This is a genomic window from Streptomyces sp. NPDC102462, from assembly GCF_044765425.1.
Classification (GTDB): Bacteria; Actinomycetota; Actinomycetes; order Streptomycetales; family Streptomycetaceae; genus Streptomyces.
Genome location: NZ_JBIWKB010000009.1, coordinates 1 through 23,816, shown reverse-complemented (window position 1 = coordinate 23,816; position 23,816 = coordinate 1). Strand labels below are relative to the sequence as shown.

The window sequence follows — 23,816 nt, the reverse complement described above, 5'->3', positions numbered from 1 at the left end:
ACCCCCACCGCCCCTCACAAGCCCACCCCTCCGGGGACGACGGCCGTGGCGGGGGCGCCCCGGCCGACGAAGAGAACGGGGGCGGTGATGTGCTGGATCACGGTGGCTCCTGGTGCGGGTGGCGGTCCGGCTGCCGATCATCCGGGGCACGGTCCCGTGTCCGCATCCGAATTATTCGGTTCGCGCGACCGGCCCACCGCACATAAGATCCCGCCGATCCCCGCCTCCCGCCGATCCCCGTCGGAAACACACCGCACCGCACCCGACATCCCGTTCATTCGCCGGAGCCGCCCATGCCGTCCGATCCCGACCAGACGTTCCTGGACACCACCGCCGACCGCCTCGCCGCGCTCACCGCCGTCCGGGCCGTGGCGCTCGGCGGCTCCCGGGCCCAGGGCACCCACCGCCCGGACAGCGACTGGGACCTCGCCGTCTACTACCGGGGCCGCTTCGACCCCGCGGAGCTGCGCGCCCTCGGCTGGCCGGGTGAGGTGTCCGAGATCGGCGGCTGGGGCGGCGGCGTCTTCAACGGCGGCGCCTGGCTGACCGTCGACGGCCGTCGCGTCGACGTGCACTACCGCGACCTGGACGTCGTCGAGCACGAACTGGCGGAGGCGCGGGAGGGCCGCTTCCGGGTGGAGCCGCTGCTCTTCCACCTCGCCGGCATCCCCAGCTACCTGGTCGTCGCGGAACTCGCGGTCAACAGGGTGCTGCGGGGAGAACTGCCGCGCCCCGCGGGCTACCCGCCGAAGCTGCGCCGTACCGCCCCCGAACACTGGCACGGCAACGCCCGCGCCACCCTCGCCTACGCCAAGGCCAATCACGCGCCGCACGGCCGCCTCACCGAGGTCGCCGGCGCCCTCGCCGTGGCCGCCGCCCAGACCGCCCACGCGGTGCTCGCGGCCCGCGGGGAATGGGTGACCAACGAGAAACGGCTGCTGGAGCGGGCGGGGCTGCGCGCCGTCGACGGCATCGTGACCGCTCTGCGCGGCGCCGGACCGGTGGCCGGGATCGAGCGCGCGGAGGCCCTTTTCGAGGAGTCGGTCGCCGCGGCCCGCGCCACGACCGCCGGCCCGGCCACCGATGACGCCCGGCCCGCCGAATAACCGTTCGAGACGGGCTGAGTTGACGCTGCTGGCGTCTTCCCGTGGCGAAACTCCCGCCCGAGTCGACCCGGCCCGCCGCGTCAACGAACTCCTCGACCGGGTCGAGAAGGTCAGACTCTCGCTCCGGACCCAGCATTGGCCGTCGATCGCCGGATCGACCGGCCCCAGGCCCCAGGGCGTCGAGATGCCGGTCAAGTCCGGTCCGCACAGCTCGATGTGCGGTGGTCCGGCCGCGCCGTTGTGTTCATAAAGAACGCCCCCTCCGGTCAACCGTCACACGGCGGAAACACCACCGCTCCATCGCGTACGGTCCCGCGATCTACCGTGGACCCACAGCCCATCCGCCACGGCCGCCGTCGCCCGAAGGCACACCCCGCCCTCGTTCGGACAGGAGCCCCGGTGACCCGCGCCCTCCCCGCAGCCCCGCCCTGGCTCGCCCACGCCCTCAGCGCCCAGCGCGGGCCCGTCCCCTGGAGCGCCGTCGCGCGCGGGGCGCTCGCCGCCGGCCCCCTGCTGCTCGGCGCCGTCCTCGGCGGCCACGCCTCCCTCGGTGTCGTCGCCGCCATCGCCGCCATGCTCGCCGGGATCAACGACCGGCCCGGCAGCCGACGGGCGGCGGTCACACGGCTCGGCGTGCCCGCGCTCGCCGGGGCGGCGGGGCTGCTCGTCGGGACGTACACGGGCCGGTACCTCGGCGCCGTCCCGCTGACCCTGCTGCTGACGGGCCTCGGACTCGTCGCCGGCGGCATGAGCGCGGTCGGGCCCGTCGCATCCGGTGCCGGCACGCAGTTGCTCGTCACCGCCGCGATCGGGGCCGGCATGCCGCTGCCCGAACCGGGCTGGCTGCGCGCCCTCGCCTTCCTCGCCGGAGCCGGCTGGCTGCTCGCGCTGCGGCTCGCCCTGCCCACGCCCGGCGCCCTCACCGGCGACTACCGGTTCGACGGCGAACGGACGGCGGTGGCCGACGTGTACGACGCCATAGCGGACCTGCTCGACGCCGCCGGCACCGGCGCGGCCGTCCGGCGCCGGGCCGCGCTCACCGCCGCCCTCGACCACGCGCAGGACGCCCTCGCCGGGCCCCGGCTGCGCCGCTACGTCGGCTCCGCGGCCGAGCGGCGGCTGCGCGCCCAGTACGCCGCCGCGCTGCCGCTCGCCGAGGCCGCGACCGCGCTCGCCTGGGCCGGGGAAACGGTGTCCGGCCGGGCCTGCGAAGGGCCCCGCGGGCTCGCCGCCGCCGTCCGCGGCAACCGCCCCACCGGGCCGCTGCCCGCGCCCAGCCGCCGCGCGCCGGCCCTGCGCGCCCTCGACGACGCACTCCTGCACGCCGCCGACGTCTTCGACCGGGGCGAGGACGGCGACCTGCACACCCGCAGGCGGCGGACGCGGGATGCGCTCCGCACGGCGCTGGGCACCGGCGGACGGGAGTACGGACTGCGCGTCGCCCTGTGCTTCGGGGCGAGCGCGGCCATCGCCCAGTCCCTGCACCACGCCCGCTGGTACGGGCAGCACCAGCACTGGTACTGGCTGCCCGCCACCGCCGTCTTCCTCGTCAAGCCCGATCTCGGCCCGCTGGCCTCGCGGGTGCTGTGCCGGGCCGCCGGGACCGTTCTCGGTGCCCTTGTCTTCGCCGGACTCGCCGCCGTACTGCCCCGGCCCGCGGGGCTCGTCGCGCTGGTCGCCGTCAGCGGGGCCCTCATCCCGGTCGCCACCCGGCACTTCGCCGCGCAGACCGCCGTCGTCACCGTGCTCGTGCTCGCCCTCGTCATGGTCGGTGGAGAGCCCCAAGCGTCCGTCAGTCGGATCGGCGAGACGCTGCTGGCCTGCGCGCTCGTCCTGGTCGTCGGGCATCTGCCGATGCCGGGGGAGCGGGGCGCGGGCGTACGGTCCCGGCTCGCCGCGGCCGGGAGCGCCGCGCACGCCTACCTCACCCATGTACTCGCCGGGTCCGAGGACCGCCCCGAGCGGTGGGCGCTGCGCCGCGAGGCCTACCGCACCCTCGCCGCGGCCCGTACCGCCATCGCCCTCGCCGCCGCCGAACTGCCCGCCCTCGCCCGGCACACCGAGGGCACGGACGCGGTGGCGGCCGTCCTGGAACGGCTCGTCGACACGACCACGGCCTGCGCCGTGCACCTCGACGACACCGGACGGCTCAGCCCGCGCCACACCGAGCAACTCGACGCACTGCTCACGGAACTGGAGCGCGGCGGACGGCAACTCGGGCTGACGGCCCCAGAACTGCCACGCACAGCCTGACCGTCGTACGTGGCAGGTCATCAACGCCCGCGCGCCTGACCCGCCGGCCACCCCGCTTCACCGCCCCACCGGTCCGTCCCGACCGGTTGTCGACGGTGCCGCCTTCAGGAGTACGCCACCCGAGGCACCCGCTTCTTTCTAGGCTGTGCCCCATGGATCTCGCGGACGGCCTCCTGGACCACCCGTACGACGTGTACCGGCGGCTGCGCGACAGCGCACCGGTGCACCGCATCACCAGCCCCGACGGCGCCCCGGCCTGGCTCGTCACCCGCTACGACGACGTGCGTGAAGCCCTCGCCGACCCCCGGCTCGCGCTCGACAAACGGCACGCCTCGGCGGGCACCTACAAGGGTTTCCCGCTGCCACTCGCCCTCGACGCCAACCTGCTCAACATGGACCCGCCCGACCACACGCGCGTGCGCCGCCTGGTCGGCCGTGCCTTCACACCGCGCCGCGTGCAGCGGTTGCGCGCGCCGATCCGGCGCACCGCCGACTCGCTGCTCGACGCGCTCGGCCCGCACGGCAGCGCCGACCTCGTAGCCGCCTACGCCGCACCCCTGCCGATCACCGTGATCTGCGACCTGCTCGGCATTCCGGACGAGCACCGGTTCGACTTCAGGGTCTGGACGGACAGCCTCGTCGCCCCCGACCCGGCACGGCCCGAGGCCGGCAAGGAGGCCGTGGCGGCGATGCTGGGGTACTTCACCCGGCTGCTGCGCGACAAGCGCGCCGAGCCGGGCGACGACCTGCTCTCCGACCTGATCGCCGTGCGCGACGACGGCGACCGGCTCGGCGAGGACGAACTGATGTCCCTCGCCTTCCTCATCCTGTTCGCCGGCTACGAGAACGCGGTGCAGCTCATCGGCAACTCCGTGCTCGCCCTGCTCAGCCACCCCGACCAGCTCGCCGCGCTGCGCCGCGACCTGGGCCTGCTGCCGGGCGCCGTCGAGGAGTTCGCCCGCTACGAGGGACCCGCGCTGCTCGCCATCCGGCGCTTCCCGGTCGAGGACGTCACGATCGGCGGGGTGACCGTGCCAGCGGGCGAGACGGTCTGGGTGTCACCGGCGGCCGCCAACCGCGACCCCGCCCGCTTCCCCGACCCCGACCGCCTCGACCTCGGCCGTGACGCCGGCGGACACCTCGCCCTCGGCCACGGCATCCACTACTGCCTCGGCGCTCCGCTGGCCCGCGCGGAGACCGAGATCGCCCTGACCGCCCTGCTGGAGCGGTTCCCTGATCTGGCCCTCGCCGACGGCGGGTTGCGGTGGCGCCGGTCGCTGCGCGCGCGGGGGCTTGTCGCGTTGCCTGTGACCTACTGATTGCGGCGCCCGTGCCCCACATGGAGGAAAATCCCCCGTGGGGCGATGAGTTCCGCCCGGCCCGCGGGTCACCATCCAGAGCGCAGGGTCGTGACCGTCGTACAGGAGGCTCCATGCGGTTACCGGAGATCGTCTCGCGCGAGCAGTGGCGCGCGGCGCGCGCGGAGTTGCTGGCCAAGGAGGAGGCGGTCCGGCGCGCACGCGACGTGCTGAACGCCGAGCGGCGCCGGCTGCCCGTGGTCGAGATCGACACGGAGTACGTGTTCGAGGGCGGCGACGGCAAGGCGACGCTCCTCGATCTGTTCGAGGGGCGGCGCCAGCTCGTCGTCTACCACTTCATGTTCGCGCCCGAATGGGACGCGGGCTGCCCCGACTGCTCCGCGTTCCTCGACCAGATCGGGCATCTGGCGCACCTCCACGCGCGCGGGACGTCGTTCGCGGTCGTCTCCCGGGCGCCGTTCACCCGGATCCTGCCGTTCAAGGCGCGGATGGGCTGGGCACTGCCCTGGTTCTCTTCGCACGGCAACGACTTCAACCGGGACTTCGAGGTGACCCTGGAACGGGACGGGACGCTCGCCGACCGGCCCGGGATCAGCTGCTTCCTGCGTGAGCACGACCGGGTCTTCCACACCTACTCGGCCTACGAGGACGGGCTGGACGCACTGGGCTCCGTCCCCAGCCTGCTGGACCTGACGGCGCTCGGCCGCACCCCCGAGGGCAGCGACCGGGTCCGCCGCCACGACGAGTACGACACCTGACACGGACGTAGCGCACCGAGCGACACGGTGCGGACGGCGGCAGGGTGCCGAAGCGGCGGCTTCGTGTGTGCGGTCTCGTCGTGAACCGGCGGTCCGGCAACGAGACGTTTGGCCGGCCCCGGCTGACGCGTCCTTCCGCCGGCGGTTACGCGCTGAGCTGCCGGGACCAGTCCGGTGTGGTCCCCGTCACCCGGCACAGGGCCAGATAGAGCGGAATCGGCGGGGTGTACGGAACGGTGCCGTCCGGCCGGTGGATGAGACGGCTGGCCGCGGGCAGCCGGGCGCCGGGCGCGTAGTGCGCCGGGGTCGGCCATGCGAGCGCGTAGTCGGAGTCCGACGGGACGATCCACCACCAGTGCGATCCGTCGGCGTACACACAGCCCACCCGCGGCAGCCGGGGGACGACGAGCGGCCCGAAGCGGGCGGGCACCGCGACGGCGTCGCAGCCCAGCGGTGTCGTCATGCCATCGGGCAGCGTGAGCCGCCCGGTCGTGCCCGGCGAACGCTGCTCGCGCTGCAGCCGCACCAGGGTGTCGAGCCCGCGCACCGGGCCGTGGGGGGCGCCGCTCACAGCCATTCAGCCCTCCCGGACCGTCGTGTCTCCGTCTCGGACGTCCTGCGGTACTGCTTCTGCACCCGCTCCTCCTCGCCGGTGCCCCGGCCGGTGCCGGGCTTGGGGCGGGTGCCCCAGCCCAGGTCGCTGTGCGGTTCTGCGGCCTCCGGGGCGGTATCGCTCTGCCGCGGCAGCTCGGCCCAGACCAGCAGGCCAGGCCCGTGCTCCTGGGCGCCCCAGGCCCGGCACATGGCATCCACGAGAAGCAATCCCCTCCCGTGCTCCTCCTCGGCCCGCTGCGGGGAGGGCCGGGGTTCACCGGGCGCGCACCCCTCGTCACGCACGGCTATCCGCAGCACGTCGTCGCGGTCGTGCAGCTCGCACACCACCCGGCTGCTGGCCGTGTGCACGACCGCGTTGGTGACCAGCTCCGAGATGACCAGGGCCGCGGTGTCGCAGGTGTCCGCGCACACCGACCAGCCGGACAGCCGGGCCCGTGTCAGGCGTCTCGCCTGGGCGGGTGAGCCCGGATGTGCGGTCAGCTCGAACCGGAACCGACGCTCGGCAGCGGCCTGACCTGCGGCTGCTCCCGCGGCGGCGCCGAGACCCGGTCGGTCTGCGGCGGCCTCTGTTCCTAAGGGCGCGGACGGAATCACGCTTGCCACTATCGCCCCGCCGTGAACACTTGGCAAGTGTCACTCTGAAAATTGCAGAGTGCTGTGTGACTCGGTCGGGGGCCATGGCACACTGCTCGCAACAGCACGTCCGGCGGCGCCAGTTCGAATCACCGGCGATCCAGCTGATCACCGATGACTCCTTCGAACGGCGCCGCAGGGCTGTCCGGATCCATGCGTGTCCAGCGCGTTCAAGAGGTGGAGGTGGAGCGTGAGCGAACCGCGGTCCGCGCCGACCGTGGGCCAGGTCGTCCTCGGTCGGCGCCTGCTGGACCTGCGGGAACGCGCCGGGCTCAAGCGCGAGGAGGCCGCCCGCATCCTCCGTGTGGCCCCCGCCACCGTCCGCCGCATGGAGATGGCCGAAGTCGCCCTCAAGATCCCGTACCTCCAGCTGCTCCTGAAGGCCTACGGCGTCTCCGACGACGAGGCCGACCTCTTCGTGCAGCTCGCCGAGGACGCCAACAAGCCCGGCTGGTGGCAGCGCTTCCACGACATCCTGCCTGGCTGGTTCTCGATGTACGTCAGCCTCGAAGGCGCGGCCAGCCTGATCCGCTCGTACGAACCGCACTTCGTACCCGGCCTGCTGCAGACCGAGGACTACGCGCGCGGCGTCCTGGAATCCGGCGCCATAGGCCAGACCCAGCCCGACGACATCGAGCGCCATGTCGCGCTGCGTATGCAGCGCCAGGATCTGCTCACCCGCGCCGACGCGCCCCGTTTCTGGGTGGTGATGGACGAGACCGTCCTGCTGCGCCAGGTCGGCGGCCCGAAGGTGATGCGCGCGCAGATCGACAAGCTGCTTGAGGCCGCAAAGCTGCCCAACGTGACCCTCCAGATCGCCCCGTTCGCCAGCGGGCCGCATCCGGGCACGTACGGGCCCTTCGTGCTGTTCCGATTCGCCGTGTCGGAACTGCCGGACATGGTTTACAGCGAGTACCTGACCGGCGCCGTCTACCTGGACGCGCGCTCAGAGGTGGCGACCCACCTTGAGGTCATGGACCGCATGGCGGCTCAGGCCGCCACGGCACATCGCACCAAGGAGATCCTCTGGGATCTTCGCAAGGAGTTGTGAATGGAACGCAGCAAGACCCACGCCAAGCCGCTGCTCCGCGCCCAGCGGATCTACAACGGCATGCCCGCGCGCGAACTGGGCAGCGAGGGCTGGCACAAGCCGTGGAGCGGTGGCAACGGAGGTAACTGCCTGGAGGCCATGAAGCTCTCCGACGGCCGGATCGCCGTCCGTCAGTCGACCGACCCGGACGGGCCGGCGCTCATCTACACCACGGACGAGATGACCGCCTTCATACAGGGCGCGAAGGCGGGTGACGCGGACTTCCTGCTGTCCTGACTCCCCGCACGTTGATGTTGCTAACTCGACTTCCCTTTTCTGGCACTGACTTGATCACCCACCGCGTCCGCCCCTTACGGAGTGCCCCCGACCGCCACGGCAAACACGACCACACCGCCGACGAACGGGGGTACCGCCCGCACCGGTGAGGCAGCGTGTGAGGGCCGACGCACGCCGGCCCTCACACGGCCATCGGCCGGTCGTACGCCGATATCGGCGCGGGCAGCCGCGAACTCCCCGTCAGATACCGGTCCACCGCCGCGGCCACCGCCCGGCCCTCCGCGATCGCCCACACGATCAGCGACTGTCCGCGCGCGGCGTCCCCGGCGGCGAACACGCCGGGGACGCCGGTCGCGAAACCGGCGTCCCGGGCGATCGTGCCGCGCGCGTCCATCGCCAGCCCCAGCTGGTCGATCAGCCCGTCCGTACGGTCGGGCCCGGAGAAACCGAGCGCGAGCAGCACCAGGTCCGCGGGCAGCCTCCGCCCGGTGCCCGGCAGCGGCCGGCGCGCCGCGTCCACCTCCACCAGGTGCAGCGACCGCACATGCCCGCTCTCGTCCCCGGTGAAGCGCAGCGTCGACGCCGCGAACAGCCGCGCGTCCGCGTCGGCCGCCGGCGCCGTCACCAGGTCGCGCGCCTCCTCGTGCGCGGCCGACAGCCGGTAGATCTTCGGATACGTCGGCCAGGGCTCGGCGTCCGCGTCCCGCTCGGCGCCCGGCTGGGCGTAGATGTCCAGCTGGGTCACGGACGCGGCGCCGTCCCGGACCGCCGTGCCCAGACAGTCCGCACCGGTGTCGCCGCCGCCCACGATGACGACGTGCTTCCCCGCCGCGCACAGCGGCGAGACCGTCAGATCGCCCTCGCCCACCCGGTTGGACAGCGGCAGATACTCCATCGCCTGGTGGATCCCCGCCAACTCCCGCCCCGGCACGGCAAGTTCCCGCCACGCCGTGGCCCCCGTGGCGATCACCACGGCGTCGTAGCGCGCCCGCAGCTCGTCCGCCCCGATGTCCCGCCCGACCAGCGTCGACGTACGGAACCTGGTGCCCTCGGCGCGCATCTGCTCAAGCCGCCGCTCCAGGTGGCGTTTCTCCATCTTGAAGGACGGGATGCCGTACCGCAGCAGCCCGCCCGCCCGGTCGTCCCGCTCATACACGGCGACGGTGTGCCCGGCCCGGGTCAGCTGCTGTGCCGCGGCGAGCCCCGTGGGGCCCGATCCGATCACCGCGACCGTCCGCCCGGACAGCCGGTCCGGCGGCCGGGGCGGGGTGAAGCCCTCCTGCCAGGCCCGGTCGGCGATGGCGCACTCGACGTTCTTGATGGTCACCGCCGGCTGGTTGATCGCCAGCACGCACCCCGCCTCGCACGGCGCCGGACACAACCGGCCCGTGAACTCGGGGAAGTTGTTCGTGGCGTGCAGCCGGTCGGCGGCCACCCGCCAGTCCTCGCGCGCCACCAGGTCGTTCCACTCGGGGATCAGGTTCCCCAGCGGACAGGCCTCGTGGCAGAACGGTATGCCGCAGTCCATGCACCGGTCGGCCTGCTTGCTGATGATGGGCAGCAGCGCCCCCGGGACGTACACCTCGTCCCAGTCCCTGACCCGTTCCTCGACGGGCCGCCGCGGCCACTCCTCGCGCGGCGTGGTCATGAAACCCTTGGGGTCGGCCATGGTCGTCTTCCTTGCCTACGCGTACGACGGGCCAAGCGTCGTCGGGCGGCACTCCTGCCGCCACGATACGTCCCTGCGGCCGCCGCCGCAGGGCCGCCGACGGCCCCTTCCCACGCAGCCTGCCCGCCCCCGGACCCACGCAGGCGGCCCCCGGACGCACTCAGGTGAGCGCCAGCACATACACCACAGCGGCGGCGGCCGAGGCGACCGTGCGGACGTGGTTCCACATGGTCCACTCGCGCACATACGTCGGCCAGTACGCGGCGGCCTCCGGGCTGCCCGGCTCCATCCCGGCCAGGGTGTCGTTGCGGGGCACGTTCGCGGCCAGGGTCAGCCCGAACGAACCGAACAGGAACAGCGCGCTGCCCAGCAGCAACTCCACCTTGCCGTCGTCCGGCCACAGCACGAACGTCACCACGGCGATCATCGCGCACAGCACCGCGGACCCCGCGAACACCAGCATGAACGCGGGCGTCACCGCGGCCACGTTGATCGCGTTCATCGCGGCCACGCCCTGCGCAGGAGGCAACGCGCCCAGCCCGCGCATGACGAACGTGGAGAACCCGCAGAACACCCCGGCCACCAGCCCGGTACCGAGCACCCCCAGCACGATCAGCACGAAGTACGGCCCGTCGATCACGTCCTCATCCACTCCCCGCCTCGAACCGGGTCCACCCGGCACCCGCCGTCGCCCCAGTGAATTCCCCCTGCGAAACCCCGACCATCGCCGTGACGCGCGAGCCCATGCGCGAGCGTCCAGCCGCCCAGGGCCGCTCGGACTCACCCCACGTCCGCCCCGGCCCCCCGCCACCCGCGCAGCACCGTCTCCACGGCCGCCGCGATCCGCCGCCGCGCCTCGTGCCGCGGCACCCCGCTCATCAGCAGCCGGTCGTACGGCGTGTCCAGGTGCCGCACGGCCGCCACGACCGCCGAGACCACCGCACCCTCGGACAGCGACCGCCCCGCCGCGCTACGCCCCACCCGCCCGCTGCCCCGCACGGACGCGTGCCCGGCTATCGCCTCCGCCCTCTCGGCCGGGCACCCGGGAAACAGCCGCCGGATCTCCGCCGCGAACGCCCGCGCGAACCGGGCGTCCTGCGCCGCCCGGCGCCGCGCGTCCCGCGCCCGGCGCCGTCTTCGCGCCTCCGCGTCGGCCAGGCACCGCTCCTCCGCCCGGGCCAGGGCCGCCTCCTCGACGACACGCCCTGCCGCTCGTACCGGCTCCTGCGCCGGTTGAACCGCACCACCACCGCCGACAGCCCGCTCTCCTCCCGCGACCTGCGCGTCAGCGCGGTGTCGCCGCGCGGCAGGAACACCAGATGACCGAGGTCGGCACAGTCGAGGCATCGTGGCGCCCCGTCCTCGGACACGAGCAGCGACAACGGTCCGCGACGGCATGCGGCGCACTGCTTCCGCCGCAGCGGCTGGATCACGAGAAGTCCCTTGGACGACGGGTCAGTTGGCTGAGCTGCAAGACGCGCCATACCCGCTACCTTCCCCTCCCACCCCCGCTTCTCCCGCGCCTCAGCGAGCCCCCGTGTACCGGGGGAGGTGGGCTCCCGCGTCCGCGCGGAGAGGTGGCCCCGCGTTCCGGGGGAAGTGGGCTCCCGAGTCTGGGTGGAGACGTGAGCCCGTGCCCCGGCGAACGCGGGGTCCGGGTCCGTGCGGAGGCGTCATCCCGCATCGCCGCCAAGGCCGGATCCGGTGTCGGTGCGGAGGTTGAACACCGAGACACGGGTGCGGTGCCGCGCCGGGGCCTCGATCTCGTCGACGACCGCCACCGCGAGGTCCGCGTACGACAACCAGGCGTCACCGTCGGGCAGCCGCTCCCCGCCGACCCGGTACCGCCCGGTCCGCACCCCGCCGTGCTCCAGGTGCCCGGCCGGCGTGAGCATCACCCAGTCGACCGCCCCGGCACGGTACTCACGGAGTCGTTCGAGCCCCGCGGTGTGCGCCAGCGCGAACGGCCGTATCTCCGCCGGGAACGCCCCGGGATCATCCATCACCGGTCGGCCGTCCGCGCCGAGCAGATTGGCGCCCAGCCCGATGGCCACCAGGCGGCCCACCCCGGTGGCGGCGAGGCCACCGAGCAGCGCGTCCGCCGCCTTCACGAAGAACTCCGGGTCGAGCGTGTCGAACCCCTGCTCGGGACCGCTGAACGGGGACACCGCGTGCACGGCGGCGACCGGCCCGCCCACGACGCCGGCCACCGAACCGCGATCGGTGACATCCCCGCGCACGACGGTCACCCCGTCCACGGCGAGATCCGGATACCGCGCCGGATCCCGCACCACCGCCGTCACCTCGTACCCGCGCCCGCGCGCCTCCGCCGTGACCGCCCGCCCGGCCCGCCCGCCGGCTCCGAAGACGACGATCCCGCCCCTGCTCCCGCCCATGCCCAACCTCCCTGTCCGCACCGCGGTTTCGCGTGCTGACCTGGACGTTAGGGACCAGGACCCCGGTTACTTCAACGGTATCGGCGCTACCCTCGACGGATGACCGAAGCGACGGACCGCGAGCGGCCGGCCCCGCTCGACCACACCCCGCTCGACCACGTCCCGCTCGATCCCGACATGTTCGACCCCGTCTGCCCGTCCTCGGTGATGCCGTTCCGGGTCGGCGACAAATGGTCCGGCATGGTGATCCGCTGTCTCGAAGGCGGCCCGCGCCGCTTCGGCGAACTCCGTGTCCCACTCCGGGCGATCACCCCCAAGGTCCTCAGCGAGACCCTGCGCGCGATGGAACGCGACGGTCTGCTCACCCGCACCACATACGACGAGAACCCGCCTCGTGTCGAATACGCCCTCACTCCTCTCGGTCGCACCCTGATCCCCCTTCTCGATGCCGCCCGCGCCTGGAGCGAGGCGCATCTGCCGGCCCTCCTCGCCGCCCGACGCGCCCACGAACGGCTCTCCTGACCGTCACCGGCCCCCACCCGGCCCGCCGGACCTCGCGACAGGACGCCAGGACCGACCGGCGAGCGCGGCTGCCGCGGGACCCGGCACCGGCGTCCGCTCCGCCGCCGGGCCGCGGAACCCGGGGCGGCTGCCGGACCGGCCCCGGTCGATCCCGTGCCGGTGCGGTCGGCCCGGCGAGGCATCATGGGCCCGTGCGACTCGAAGCGATCACCTGGGACCGGCTCGCCGAACGGCTGGCCGAGCGGCTGCTCGACGTCCGGCCCGCGGACGGCGGTGCCTGGCCGCGCGTCGCCTTCGACGGCGCCTCGGCCGCCCGCCCGGGCGACCTCGCGGAGCGGGTCGCGCAGGCGCTGCGGGTACGCGGCCGTCCCTCGCTCGTCGTGGGCGCCGAAGGATTCCTGCGCCCCGCCTCCGTCCGGCTGGAACACGGTCACCGGGACCTGGAGTCCTACTACAGCGGCTGGTTCGACACCGCGGCACTGTGGCGCGAGGTCTTCGGCCCGCTCGAACCCGGCGGCGACGGCCGCGTCCTGCCCGACCTGTGGGACCCGGCCACCGACCGGGCCACCCGTAGTTCCTACGTCCGACTCCCGCCCGGCGGGCTGCTGTTGCTGCACGGTCCGCTCCTTCTGCGGCACTGGTTTCCCTTCGACCTGACCGTCCATGTCCTCCTCTCACCGGGCGCCCTGCGCCGCCGCACCCCCGAGGCGGACCACTGGACGCTGCCCGCCTTCGAGCGGTACGCGGACGAGACCGACCCCGCCACGACGGCCGACGTCCTGGTCCGCGCCGACGACCCCCGGCACCCCGCCTGGAACGGCTGAACCACCCCGCACACGGGCCTTCCGGGCACGAGCCTGCCCTGCATGGACCTTCCGCGCGTGGGCCTTCTGCCCACGGCTTTCCTCGTGTGGGCCTTCCCGCACGGCCCTTCCGCGTACGGCCTTCCCCGCACGGGCCTTCCCGCACGGCTGGACATCCCGCCGCCCGGCCCCGGCGCGCACCGCCGGGTACGGCCCTTTCGCGTACGGCCTCCCCGCGTGGACCTTCTCCCGCGGCGGGCGCGGCCCGCGCTCCGGGCCGAGGGAGAGCGCGGCTCGCGTCTGCGGGTGCGGAGACCGGGCCGTGCGCGGGAGAATGAAGGCCGCCGGGACCAGCGGTGTTTCCCGCGCCGCGCCGGCCAGTCCGGTACCGGGAGGTGCACCATGACCACCGCCGGAGACATCATGCACCATGGCGCCCAGTGGATCCCCGCCCACGAGACCCTGGACCGCGCCGCCCAGTTGATGCGCGAGCTGAACGTCGGGGCGCTGCCCATCAGCGACGAGAACGAACGGCTCTGCGGCATTCTCACCGACCGCGACATCGTGGTCGGCTGTGTGGCCATGGGCCACGACCCCGCCGAGATCACCGCAGGGCAGATGGCCCACGGCACGCCCCGCTGGATCGAGGCGAGCGCCGACGTCGGTGAAGTGCTCCAGGAGATGCGGGGGCACCAGATCCGCCGCCTGCCCGTCATCGAGAACAAGCGTCTGGTCGGCATGATCAGCGAGGCCGACCTCGCCGAACACCTGGGGGAGGACCAGATCGCCGCCTTCACCGAGAGCGTCTACGCCCGGACCACGCCGCCCGGTCACTGACGCCCGGATCCGGCCCCGGGCCGGTCACAGCCAGCCGTTGCGCCTGAACCCTCGGTACAGCGTCAGACACGCGATGGATATCACCCCGATGACCAGCGGATAGCCGAATCGCCAGCGCAGCTCCGGCATGTGGTCGAAGTTCATGCCGTAGACCCCGCACACCATCGTCGGTACGGCGATGATCGCGGCCCAGGCCGTGATCTTCCGCATGTCCTCGTTCTGCGCGACCGTCACCTGTGCCAGATGGGCCTGGAGGATCGAGTTGAGCAGTTCGTCGAAGGAGGCGATCTGCTCCTTCGCCCGTATCAAGTGGTCGAGGACGTCCCGGAAGTAGGCCTGTATCTCCAGGTCGACCACCCGGATCGGCCGTGTGGCCAGGTCCTCGACCGGACGGGCGAGCGGCACCACCGCCCGCTTCAGTTCGAGGAGTTCACGCTTCAGCTGGTAGATACGGCCGGGGTCGACCCGCGCCCCGTTCTCCGCGAACACATCCGTCTCGACCTGGTCGATGTCGGACTGCAGCGCGTCCGTCACGGTCAGATACTCGTCCACCACATGGTCCGCGATGGCGTGCAGCACCGCCGCCGGGCCCTTGGCCAGCTGCCGGGGCTGCGACTCCAGTTCCTCGCGCAGCGGTCCCAGCGAGCCATGCCGGCCGTGCCGCACCGTGATCACGAAGTCCTGGCCGAGGAACACCATGATCTCGCCGGTGTCCACCACCTCGCTCGTCGCCGTCAGCTCCTCGTGCTCGACGTAGCAGACCGTCTTGAACACCACGAACAGCGTCTCCCCGTACCGCTCCAGCTTCGGGCGCTGGTGGGCCTCCACCGCGTCCTCGACCGCCAGCGGATGCAGGTCGAACAGTTCGGCGATGCCGGCGAACTCGGCGTCCGTCGGCTCGTGCAGCCCGAGCCAGACGAATCCGTCGCCGCTCTTGCGCATCCGCTCCACGGTGTCGACCAGGTCGCCGCCGCCGGAGAGCCGGGTGCCGTCCCGGTATGTCACGCAGTTGACCACCGAGGAGCCCAGGGGCGACCGGGCGGGATGGCTCAGATCGACGCGCGGTCGTCTCCGGGCCAGCCGCGCGACCTTGCGCAGGCGGCCCATCCCGCCCAGGTCCCTGACCTTGCGCAGATTCCCTGCCATGGACATCCGGATCCCCCTGCCTGGTACTCCTCGCGCCGTGCTGTTGCGCCGTGACCAGAAAGTCTGCCAGCCCGGCGCGATACGCGGGCAAGCCTGTGGGAACGATGCATTCCGCTTGGTTCCCGCCTGTGGACAAGCCGTCACGGCCGTGGCGGGCCGGTCGTCGCGCCGGAGCGTCCACCATCCTCGACCGGCGGGCCGGCTGGGATGATCGCAGCATGACACAATCCGACGGTTATCTCCTCGACAACCGGCAGAACGAGGCGGGGCAGCGCTTCGACGCCTTCGCCACCCTCTTCGACCCCACCACGTTCCGGCACCTGACCGACCTCGGGCTGGGGCCAGGCCAGCGCTGCTGGGAGGTCGGCGCCGGCGGTACCTCGGTGGTGTCCTGGCTGGCCAAGACGGTCGGCCCGACCGGCAAGGTCGTCGCCACCGACATCGACACCTCGCTGCTCCTGCCGGCCGCCCGTCCGCCCGTCGAGGTGCGCGTGCACGACGTCGGCGCACAGGAGCCGCCGGGGGAGGGGTTCGACCTGGTGCACGCCCGTCTGGTCCTCGTACATGTCCCGGACCGGGACCGGGCGCTGCGCTCGATGATCCAGGCGCTGCGGCCCGGCGGACGGCTCCTGATCGAGGACGCCGACCCGGCGCTCCAGCCCCTCATCTGCCCGGACGAGTACGCACCCGAGCAGCAGCTCGCCAACCGGCTGCGCAAGGGCTTTCGCCGCTTGCTCGCCGAGCGCGGCGCCGACCTGTCCTACGGCCGCAGGCTCCCGCGCCTGCTGCGCGAGGCCGGTCTGCGCGACGTGCAGGCCGACGCGTACTTTCCGCTCACCTCGCCCGCCTGCGCGGCGCTGGAGTCCGCCACCGTGCGGCAGATCCGGGACCGGCTCGTCGCCACGGGACTGGCCACCGACGAGGACATCGACCAGCACCTCGCCAACGTCGCCGCGGGCGGCATGGACCTGGCCACGGCACCGATGATCTCGGCGTGGGGACGCAAGGCACAGAGCAAGGCATAGACGGAACCGACCCGCCCTGCCGCACCCGACGACCGCTGTATCCGCCCGTCCGCGACACCGAACCGCCCTGAGCCGCCGTCGGTGTCTGCCGCGCCGCACGAAACGCACGCCTGCCGCGCCGCGCCGACGGCATGGCCCTCCGTGCCCCACGCCCCCGCGCTGTCGCGCCTCTCCCGCCGGTCACTGATCTCGCCCCGAGCCGCAGGGGGGTCCGGCGGGTTCGTCGTTTCGCATACACCACCGCGCCACGGCCGGTCCGCGCCGCCGCCAGGAACCTGCCGCGCTCAAGACCGCGTCGCGGTCATTCACGTGCCGGTGGCCGGCCGCCCACCCGCTCCACCGCACGGGCGCCCGCCCGGCAGCCCCGCGCCACCGCGTCCTCGGCACCCGAACCCGCGAGGAGAGCGGCCAGGAAGGCGCCGGTGAACGCGTCACCCGCGCCCGTCGTGTCCCGGGGCGTCACCGGCGCGGCCGGAACCCGGGCCAGCACCTCGCCGTACCGGGCCACCAACGCCCCGTCGGCACCGAGCTTGGCCACCACCAGCGGGATGAGACGGCTCAGCTTGGCCGCGGCGTCCGCCGGATCGGACAGGCCCGTCAGCAGACACGCCTCGTCCCGGCTGGGCAGCAGGACGTCCAGCCCCTCGGCGAACGCCAGGAAGCGGTCCACCCCCAGGTCCCGGAGGAACCCCGCCGATGCCGGATCCAGGCTCACCGGCACCCCGCGCGCGCGTGCCGCCCGCAGGGCCACCGCCGCCAGCGCCCGGCTCGGCTCGGAGAACAGCAGATAGCCGGACAGATGGAGCCGGGCCACCCCGTCGAGCAGCGCGTCCGACCAGTCGGCCGGTTCGAGCCGCAGCGACGCGCCGCTGTCCGTGAGGAAGGTGCGCTCGGCCGCGGCGCCCGCGTCCACGAGACAGATCACCGTCGCGGTCGCCGCCTCCGCGTCGAGCACGAGCCGCGGACGCACTCCGGCCGACACCAGCTCCCGCTCGTGCCATGCCGCGGCGTCCGCACCCACCCGTCCCAGCAGCCGCACATCGGCGCAGCCCTCCGCAGCGGCCCAGCAGGCCACATTGGCGCCCGCCCCGCCGGGCAGCGTCCGGATCGCCGCCGCCGTGTCGGTGCCGGCCGCGAGCGGGCCCCGGTGCCGGGCGACGACATCGGTGACGACGTCCCCGACGACCAGCAGCGCCCCCGTCCGCCCCGCCGTCACCCCCGGGCCCACGCCGCCGCGATCCGTGCCGCCAGCCGCACATTGCCGCGGACGGCCGCCAGATTGGCGCTCAGCGAGGCGCCGTCGGTGTGCCGGACCAGGTAGTCCAGCAGGAACGGCGTGACCGCCTGGCCGGTGATCCCCTCCAGCTCGCAGGCGCGCAGCGCGTCGGCGAGCACCCGCGCGTGCGTCGCGGGATCCAGTTGCTCCGTCTCCGGCACGGGATTCGCGACGATCAACGCCGACTCCGGACCGTCCAGCGCGTCCTGGGCGCGCATGACCCGCGCCACCTCCTGCGGGCTGCGCACCGTCCAGTCGACGGGGTGTCCGGAGTCGGACAGATAGAAGCCGGGGAACCGGTCCGTGCCGTACCCGGCGACCGCGACCCCCAGCGTCTCCAGCCGCTGCAGGGTGGCCGGCACGTCCAGGATCGACTTCACCCCCGCGCACACCACCGTGATCCGGGTACGCGCCAGCAGGCCCAGGTCCGCGGATTCGTCCTGCGTCACCGTCCACTGCCGGTGTACGCCGCCCAGCCCGCCCGTCGCGAACACCCGGACGCCGGCATGTGCCGCCAGCAGCGCGGTCGCCGACACCGTGGTCGCCCCGCTCGCCCCCGCCGCCACGGCCAGCGACAGGTCGCGATGGCCCAGCTTGCGCAGGCCCTCCTCGTTCGCGATCCGCTCCAACTGCTCCTTGTCCAGCCCCACATGGGGACGCCCGTCCAGCACGGCGATCGTGGCGGGCACGGCACCCTCTCGCCGTACCACCTCCTCCAGCTCCCGCGCCACCCGGAGATTGCGTGGGCGCGGCAGCCCGTGCGCGATGATCGTGGACTCCAGGGCCACCACGGGACGACGCGCGGCGATCGCCTCCCGTACTTCTTCCGCCACCACCAGCACCACGCGCCTGCCTCCTGTCACTCGGTCCCTGCCTCATCCCTGGCGAGCCGCGCGGCGGGCTAAACGCTCGCGGCCCTGCGAGGGCCGCCACGAGTCTGGAGAGACACGACTTCGACGGCGCTCGCGGCAAGGCTCGGCGCACCTTCTGCTTCCGGAACCCCCGGCGTGCTGGAGAGGACGGCACCGCGCCGGCCCCGGCCGCCCCTCGCTGTGCCCGCACAAGGGCGCACCGACCGTGGCGCAGGACCGTCAGAACAGGGGCTCGGGCAGCACGCCCTCCAGGGCGAGCAGCCTCCGCTTGGTCTCCAGACCGCCTCCGAACCCGCCGATCCCGCCGTCGCTCTCCACGACACGGTGACAGGGCACGACGACCGGCAGCGGATTGGAGCCCATGGCCATGCCCACCGCCTGCGCCGCCCCCGGCTGGCCGACCCGCCCGGCCAGATCGCCGTATCCGACCACCGTGCCGTACGGGACGCCGGACGCCAGTTCGCGCAGCACCTGCCGGTTGAAGCCGGAGATCAGCGACCAGTCCAGCGGCAGCTCGAAGTCATGCCGTCTCCCCGCGAAGTACGCCTCGATCTGGCGTATCGCCTCGGCCAGCAGCGGGGAACCGGGTGCCTCGACGGGCTCGGTGCCCAGCCGGGCCGCCAGCCGCTCCAGTGCCCGGTCGCGCACCCCGTCGGTCGCATGGAACACGACGTTGACCAGGCCGTTTCCGGTCGCCGCCAGCAGCAGCGGACCGATGTCGGTGCCCACGACGGCCCACACCACCCGCTGCTCGTCCTGCCCATGGCTGTCCATGCGCCCCACCGTACGACCCGCCACTGACAACGCCCCGCCATCGGTCCGTCCGGGCCGTTCCGCCGAGCGGACTCAGGGCGCGCTCAGCGCCTGCCGCACCACCTCGGGCTGGTTCGTGATGACGCCGTCGACGCCGTACCCGGCGACTTTCCGCGCGGTCGGCGCGTCGTCGACGGTCCAGGCGAACACCCCGAGCGGCCTGCCGTGCGGCCCGTCGTAGGAGTGCACGGTGGCGACGTATTTCCTGGAGACGGACGCGTAGGACGGGTTGATCAGGTCCGTGAAGCCGGCGTAGGCGCCCAGGGCCGCCGCCGGTGGCGTGCCGAGGTAGCCGGTCGTGAGGCCCGGCTTCAGGTCGTGCACGATCCTCAGGCTGTCCGCGCTGAAGCTCTGCACGACGAGCCGGCCGAGGTGCTGCCGGTCCAGCCAGCCCTCGTTGCCGAGGAGCTTCAGGGTCTCCCGCTCGATGCCCGGATACAGCTGCGGACTCTTGATCTCCAGGAGCAGCTTCTCGTGGTGGCGGTCGACCCGGCGCATGTACTCCTTGAGCGTCGGCACGCGCGTGCCCGCGTACGCGGGTCCGAACCAGCTGCCCGCGTCCAGGCGGGCGATTTCGGCCGCGGTGAAGTCCTTCACCTTCCAGGGCGCGCGGTCCGGGAACACCTCCTCCGCGTTCGTGGTGCGGGCCAGGCTGTCGTCGTGGATGACGACCAGTTCGCCGTCCTTCGTCCGCTGCACATCGTTCTCGACCCAGGTGAGGCCTCTGCGGGCCGCCTCGTCGACGGCGGGCAGCGTGTTCTCCGGGGCGTGGGCCGAGGCGCCCCGGTGGGCGACGATCGTGATCTGGCCGCCGGCGCCGCCGGCCCGGGCGTCGCGCGTGGGCGTCACCAGGGCGGCGGCCCCCAGGAGCGCGACGGCCGTGACGGCAATGACGCGCGCGTGCATACGTGCTCCTCGCGACGGGCGAATACGGACAGCACTAGGGTGACAGCAGAGAGCGGACAGCGGCGCGATACAGGATGAGCACAGTTTGGACCGAGATGCCCGTGGCTGCTCACCGGTGCCGCACAAGTGGGGCAAGGGCGTGTTTCTTTGCCGGAAAATCGTTCGTCCGTTCCGGTGGGGGTCATACTCTCTGCGACAACCCTGACCGCCCGAGCGGTCCTGGGACGGGGGCGCAGAGCAGATCATCCGGGACGCGAGAAGGCGGAAGGGCAGCCGCGCATGCAGGGCACGGTCGACGACTTCAGTTACGGGGCCGTCACCCCGTTGGTGGCCTTCCTGATGGCCTGCCTCGGCGGCGCCCTCGGCCTGCGCTGCACGACCCGGTCCCTGCTGGTGTCCCACTCCAGGCGCCCCGCCTGGCTCGCCCTGGGCGCCGCCGCCATCGGCTCCGGCATCTGGACCATGCACTTCGTCGCCATGATGGGATTCAGCGTCGCGGAGACCCCGGTCCGCTTCGACAGACCGATCACATACGCCAGCCTCGGCATCGCCATCGTCATGGTGGGCGTCGGGATCTTCATCGTCGGCTACCGCGGCGCCACCGGAACGGCACTGTTCACCGGCGGAACGATCACCGGCCTGGGCATCGCCTCGATGCACTACCTCGGCATGGCGGGCCTGCGCCTGCACGGGAGACTGGAGTACAACACCGTCACCGTAGCCGCCTCCGTCGTGATAGCGGTCGTGGCCGCTACCACCGCCCTGTGGGCCGCGGGACAGGTCCGCGGCTTCCTGTGGAGCGTGGGCGCCAGCCTCGTCATGGGACTCGCGGTCAGCGGCATGCACTACACCGGCATGGCCGCCCTCACCGTCCACCTGCACGGCTCCGCCACGGCCTCCGGGGATTCCTCGTCCGCGGTCCTGCTCGCGCCCATGCTGATCGGACCTCTCGCCTTCCTCCTGCTCGCGGGCGTCGTCGTGATGGTCGACCCGCTGATGATCGCGGGCAGGCCCGCCCGGCCCCCGCAGGAGCGCAAACCCGGTGTCCCCGCTGGTGCGGTCGCCCCGCATCCGCGCCGCCGCCCGGAGGTCCCGGCCGGCCCGCAGCGCATCCACCAGAGGGCCGAACAGCCGGGACACCACAGCTCACGCACCCCGCAGAACCGCTGACCGGAGCCCGTTGTCAGTGCGGGGTCGTACCGTGGATGGCATGCGGCCCGTTTCCCACATCGAACGCACGGTGGCGCCCTTCGAGGTCGTCAGCCCCTACCAGCCCAGCGGCGACCAGCCGACGGCCATCGCCGACCTGGCCAAGCGCATCGGGGCCGGTGAGAAGGACGTCGTCCTGCTGGGCGCGACCGGCACCGGCAAGTCCGCCACCACGGCGTGGATGATCGAGCAGCTTCAGCGCCCCACACTCGTGATGGCGCCGAACAAGACACTGGCCGCCCAGCTGGCCAACGAGTTCCGTGAACTGCTCCCGAACAACGCGGTCGAGTACTTCGTCTCGTACTACGACTACTACCAGCCCGAGGCCTACGTCCCGCAGTCGGACACCTACATCGAGAAGGACTCCTCGATCAACGAGGAGGTGGAGCGCCTGCGGCACTCCGCGACCAACTCCCTGCTCACCCGCCGCGACGTCGTCGTGGTCGCCTCGGTCTCCTGCATCTACGGCCTCGGCACGCCACAGGAGTACGTGGACCGGATGGTCCCCCTCCGGGTGGGCGACGAGATCGACCGCGACGATCTGCTGCGCCGCTTCGTGGACATCCAGTACACGCGCAACGACATGGCGTTCGCCCGCGGCACCTTCCGGGTCCGAGGCGACACCATCGAGATCTTCCCGGTGTACGAGGAACTGGCCGTCCGCATCGAGATGTTCGGCGACGAGATCGAGGCGCTGTCCACGCTCCATCCGCTCACCGGCGAGATCATCAGCGACGACCAGCAGCTGTACGTCTTCCCCGCCTCGCACTACATCGCCGGTCCCGAGCGCATGGAGCGGGCCGTCAACGACATCGAGAAGGAGCTGGCGGAGCGTCTGGCCGAGCTGGAGAAGCAGGGCAAGCTCCTGGAGGCCCAGCGGCTGCGGATGCGCACCACGTACGACATCGAAATGCTCCGCCAGATCGGCACCTGCTCCGGCGTGGAGAACTACTCGATGCACTTCGACGGCCGCTTGCCCGGCTCCCCGCCCAACACCCTGCTGGACTACTTCCCGGACGACTTCCTGCTCGTGATCGACGAGTCGCATGTCACCGTCCCGCAGATCGGCGCCATGTACGAGGGCGACGCCTCCCGCAAGCGCACCCTCGTGGAGCACGGCTTCCGCCTGCCCTCCGCGCTGGACAACCGCCCGCTGAAGTGGGAGGAGTTCCAGGAGCGCATCGGGCAGACCGTCTACCTGTCCGCCACTCCGGGCGCCTACGAGCTGTCCCGCTCCGACGGGGTCGTGGAGCAGATCATCCGCCCCACCGGCCTGGTCGACCCGGAGGTCGTGGTCAAGCCCACCGAGGGCCAGATCGACGACCTCGTGCACGAGATCCGCAAGCGAACCGAGAAGGACGAGCGTGTCCTGGTGACGACGCTCACCAAGAAGATGGCCGAGGACCTTACGGACTACTTCCTGGAACTCGGCATCCAGGTCCGCTATCTGCACAGCGACGTCGACACCCTGCGCCGCGTCGAGCTGCTGCGCGAACTGCGCTCCGGCGAGTTCGACGTCCTGGTCGGCATCAACCTCCTGCGCGAGGGCCTGGACCTGCCCGAGGTCTCCCTCGTGGCGATCCTCGACGCCGACAAGGAGGGCTTCCTGCGCTCGGGGACATCCCTGATCCAGACCATCGGCCGCGCGGCGCGCAATGTCTCCGGTCAGGTCCACATGTACGCCGACAAGATCACCCCGGCGATGGAGCGGGCCATCGACGAGACCAACCGGCGCCGCGAGAAGCAGGTCGCCTTCAACAAGGCCAACGGCATCGACCCACAGCCGCTGCGCAAGAAGATCAACGACATCGTCGCGCAGATCGCCCGCGAGGAGGTCGACACCGAGCAGCTTCTCGGCACCGGATACCGCAAGTTGAAGGACGGCAAGGGCGCCAAGGCCCCGGTCCCGTCGCTCGGTGACAAGGCGGCCAAGGGCGCGAAGTCCGCCAAGCCCGCCAAGGGCAAGGCCAAGGCCAAGGACGTGGTGCCGACGGACCACCCGGCGGCCGAACTCTCCGGGCAGATCGAGGAGATGACGGAGCGCATGCGTGCCGCCGCCGCTGACCTGCAGTTCGAGATCGCGGCCCGGCTGCGCGACGAGGTCTCCGAGATGAAGAAGGAGCTGCGCCAGATGAGAGAGGCGGGGCTGGCCTGAACCCGCCGTCGGCTGTCCCGGACCCCGGTACGTGCGCGGAGTGTTGCAACACCGACACAAAGCGCGGATCGGGGTTCGGCACTGATGCTCCTATTGCCTGTCAAGCGGCTTGGAGCCAGTCGCGGTAGGCGTGGGCGAGGTCGTCGTCTCGGCGGATGCCGCGTTCGAGGGTGGAG

22 protein-coding genes and 1 pseudogene are annotated in these 23,816 nt (G+C 72.6%); 12 read left to right on the top strand and 11 right to left on the bottom strand.

Going from position 1 to position 23,816, the window contains the following annotated elements; all coding sequences use genetic code 11:
- The first annotated feature begins 293 nt into the window (after positions 1-293).
- The 4 genes from ACIRFL_RS10460 (at position 294) to ACIRFL_RS10445 (ending at position 5,436) form a co-directional block, all read left to right on the top strand.
- The gene (locus ACIRFL_RS10460) at positions 294-1,106 is read left to right on the top strand and encodes a nucleotidyltransferase domain-containing protein (RefSeq protein WP_404026219.1); all 813 of its coding nucleotides are present in this window, start codon (positions 294-296) and stop codon (positions 1,104-1,106) included.
- Positions 1,107-1,505: 399 nt separating this feature from the next.
- A complete protein-coding gene (locus ACIRFL_RS10455; RefSeq protein ID WP_404026217.1) occupies positions 1,506-3,359 on the top strand; it encodes an FUSC family protein in 1,854 nt (617 codons plus the stop codon).
- 152 nt (positions 3,360-3,511) lie between these two features.
- Positions 3,512-4,678 carry a cytochrome P450 gene (locus ACIRFL_RS10450; protein ID WP_404026216.1) on the top strand — a complete coding sequence of 389 codons (1,167 nt, stop codon included), beginning with the start codon at positions 3,512-3,514 and terminating at the stop codon, positions 4,676-4,678.
- Positions 4,679-4,791: 113 nt separating this feature from the next.
- The gene (locus ACIRFL_RS10445; protein ID WP_404026215.1) at positions 4,792-5,436 is read left to right on the top strand and encodes a DUF899 domain-containing protein; all 645 of its coding nucleotides are present in this window, start codon (positions 4,792-4,794) and stop codon (positions 5,434-5,436) included.
- A gap of 145 nt (positions 5,437-5,581) precedes the next feature.
- Here the strand turns inward: ACIRFL_RS10445 and ACIRFL_RS10440 are convergent, their stop codons facing one another.
- Together ACIRFL_RS10440 and ACIRFL_RS10435 are read right to left on the bottom strand one after the other, a co-directional pair.
- Positions 5,582-6,013 (bottom strand): hypothetical protein, encoded by a 432-nt coding sequence (locus tag ACIRFL_RS10440; protein ID WP_404026214.1) that lies wholly within the window; start codon positions 6,011-6,013, stop codon positions 5,582-5,584.
- Positions 6,004-6,654 (bottom strand): ATP-binding protein, encoded by a 651-nt coding sequence (locus ACIRFL_RS10435; RefSeq protein WP_404026212.1) that lies wholly within the window; start codon positions 6,652-6,654, stop codon positions 6,004-6,006. The genes ACIRFL_RS10440 and ACIRFL_RS10435 overlap by 10 nt, the downstream gene beginning before the upstream one ends.
- 220 nt (positions 6,655-6,874) lie before the next feature.
- Here ACIRFL_RS10435 and ACIRFL_RS10430 point away from each other — a divergent pair, with 220 nt between their 5' ends.
- Entirely contained in the window at positions 6,875-7,735 is an 861-nt protein-coding gene (locus ACIRFL_RS10430; protein ID WP_404026210.1) for a helix-turn-helix transcriptional regulator, read from the top strand.
- Entirely contained in the window at positions 7,736-8,011 is a 276-nt protein-coding gene (locus tag ACIRFL_RS10425) for a DUF397 domain-containing protein (RefSeq protein WP_404026207.1), read from the top strand.
- Between the two features lie 181 nt (positions 8,012-8,192).
- On the opposite strand, the gene ACIRFL_RS10420 is transcribed toward ACIRFL_RS10425, so the two are convergent.
- The 4 genes and pseudogenes from ACIRFL_RS10420 to ACIRFL_RS10405 all read right to left on the bottom strand — a co-directional run bounded on the left by ACIRFL_RS10420 (position 8,193) and on the right by ACIRFL_RS10405 (position 12,076).
- Entirely contained in the window at positions 8,193-9,680 is a 1,488-nt protein-coding gene (locus ACIRFL_RS10420) for a glutamate synthase subunit beta (RefSeq protein WP_404026204.1), read from the bottom strand.
- A gap of 160 nt (positions 9,681-9,840) precedes the next feature.
- Positions 9,841-10,320 (bottom strand): DUF1772 domain-containing protein, encoded by a 480-nt coding sequence (locus tag ACIRFL_RS10415; protein ID WP_404026588.1) that lies wholly within the window; start codon positions 10,318-10,320, stop codon positions 9,841-9,843.
- A gap of 140 nt (positions 10,321-10,460) precedes the next feature.
- Positions 10,461-11,164: pseudogene (locus tag ACIRFL_RS10410) on the bottom strand (DUF2293 domain-containing protein).
- Between the two features lie 189 nt (positions 11,165-11,353).
- Positions 11,354-12,076: an NAD(P)-dependent oxidoreductase gene (locus ACIRFL_RS10405; protein WP_404026201.1), complete on the bottom strand. Its 723-nt coding sequence runs from the start codon at positions 12,074-12,076 to the stop codon at positions 11,354-11,356.
- A gap of 99 nt (positions 12,077-12,175) precedes the next feature.
- Here ACIRFL_RS10405 and ACIRFL_RS10400 point away from each other — a divergent pair, with 99 nt between their 5' ends.
- The 3 genes from ACIRFL_RS10400 to ACIRFL_RS10390 all read left to right on the top strand — a co-directional run bounded on the left by ACIRFL_RS10400 (position 12,176) and on the right by ACIRFL_RS10390 (position 14,238).
- The gene (locus ACIRFL_RS10400) at positions 12,176-12,598 is read left to right on the top strand and encodes a winged helix-turn-helix transcriptional regulator (protein WP_404026200.1); all 423 of its coding nucleotides are present in this window, start codon (positions 12,176-12,178) and stop codon (positions 12,596-12,598) included.
- A 191-nt stretch (positions 12,599-12,789) separates the two neighbouring features.
- Positions 12,790-13,422 (top strand): uridine kinase, encoded by a 633-nt coding sequence (locus ACIRFL_RS10395; protein WP_404026197.1) that lies wholly within the window; start codon positions 12,790-12,792, stop codon positions 13,420-13,422.
- A 381-nt stretch (positions 13,423-13,803) separates the two neighbouring features.
- The gene (locus ACIRFL_RS10390) at positions 13,804-14,238 is read left to right on the top strand and encodes a CBS domain-containing protein (protein WP_404026194.1); all 435 of its coding nucleotides are present in this window, start codon (positions 13,804-13,806) and stop codon (positions 14,236-14,238) included.
- A gap of 24 nt (positions 14,239-14,262) precedes the next feature.
- Here the strand turns inward: ACIRFL_RS10390 and ACIRFL_RS10385 are convergent, their stop codons facing one another.
- The gene (locus ACIRFL_RS10385; protein WP_404026193.1) at positions 14,263-15,390 is read right to left on the bottom strand and encodes a magnesium and cobalt transport protein CorA; all 1,128 of its coding nucleotides are present in this window, start codon (positions 15,388-15,390) and stop codon (positions 14,263-14,265) included.
- Positions 15,391-15,602: 212 nt separating this feature from the next.
- Here ACIRFL_RS10385 and ACIRFL_RS10380 point away from each other — a divergent pair, with 212 nt between their 5' ends.
- On the top strand, positions 15,603-16,409 hold the full coding sequence (locus ACIRFL_RS10380) for a methyltransferase (protein ID WP_404026191.1): 807 nt from the start codon (positions 15,603-15,605) through the stop codon (positions 16,407-16,409).
- Positions 16,410-16,710: 301 nt separating this feature from the next.
- On the opposite strand, the gene ACIRFL_RS10375 is transcribed toward ACIRFL_RS10380, so the two are convergent.
- From ACIRFL_RS10375 to ACIRFL_RS10360, 4 genes are all read right to left on the bottom strand, one after another.
- A complete protein-coding gene (locus tag ACIRFL_RS10375; RefSeq protein ID WP_404026188.1) occupies positions 16,711-17,637 on the bottom strand; it encodes a carbohydrate kinase family protein in 927 nt (308 codons plus the stop codon).
- Positions 17,622-18,530 (bottom strand): pseudouridine-5'-phosphate glycosidase, encoded by a 909-nt coding sequence (locus ACIRFL_RS10370; protein WP_404026186.1) that lies wholly within the window; start codon positions 18,528-18,530, stop codon positions 17,622-17,624. Before ACIRFL_RS10370 ends, ACIRFL_RS10375 begins: the two co-directional genes overlap by 16 nt.
- A 246-nt stretch (positions 18,531-18,776) precedes the next feature.
- Positions 18,777-19,331, bottom strand: a complete 555-nt coding sequence (locus tag ACIRFL_RS10365) for a methylated-DNA--[protein]-cysteine S-methyltransferase (RefSeq protein WP_404026183.1) — start codon at positions 19,329-19,331, stop codon at positions 18,777-18,779.
- Between the two features lie 72 nt (positions 19,332-19,403).
- Complete coding sequence (locus ACIRFL_RS10360) at positions 19,404-20,276, bottom strand: glycerophosphodiester phosphodiesterase (RefSeq protein ID WP_404026180.1); 873 nt, start codon at positions 20,274-20,276, stop codon at positions 19,404-19,406.
- Between the two features lie 279 nt (positions 20,277-20,555).
- Here ACIRFL_RS10360 and ACIRFL_RS10355 point away from each other — a divergent pair, with 279 nt between their 5' ends.
- On the top strand, positions 20,556-21,446 hold the full coding sequence (locus ACIRFL_RS10355) for an MHYT domain-containing protein (RefSeq protein ID WP_404026179.1): 891 nt from the start codon (positions 20,556-20,558) through the stop codon (positions 21,444-21,446).
- Positions 21,447-21,486: 40 nt separating this feature from the next.
- Positions 21,487-23,640 (top strand): excinuclease ABC subunit UvrB, encoded by a 2,154-nt coding sequence (uvrB, locus tag ACIRFL_RS10350; RefSeq protein ID WP_404026177.1) that lies wholly within the window; start codon positions 21,487-21,489, stop codon positions 23,638-23,640.
- Positions 23,641-23,816: the final 176 nt, after the last annotated feature.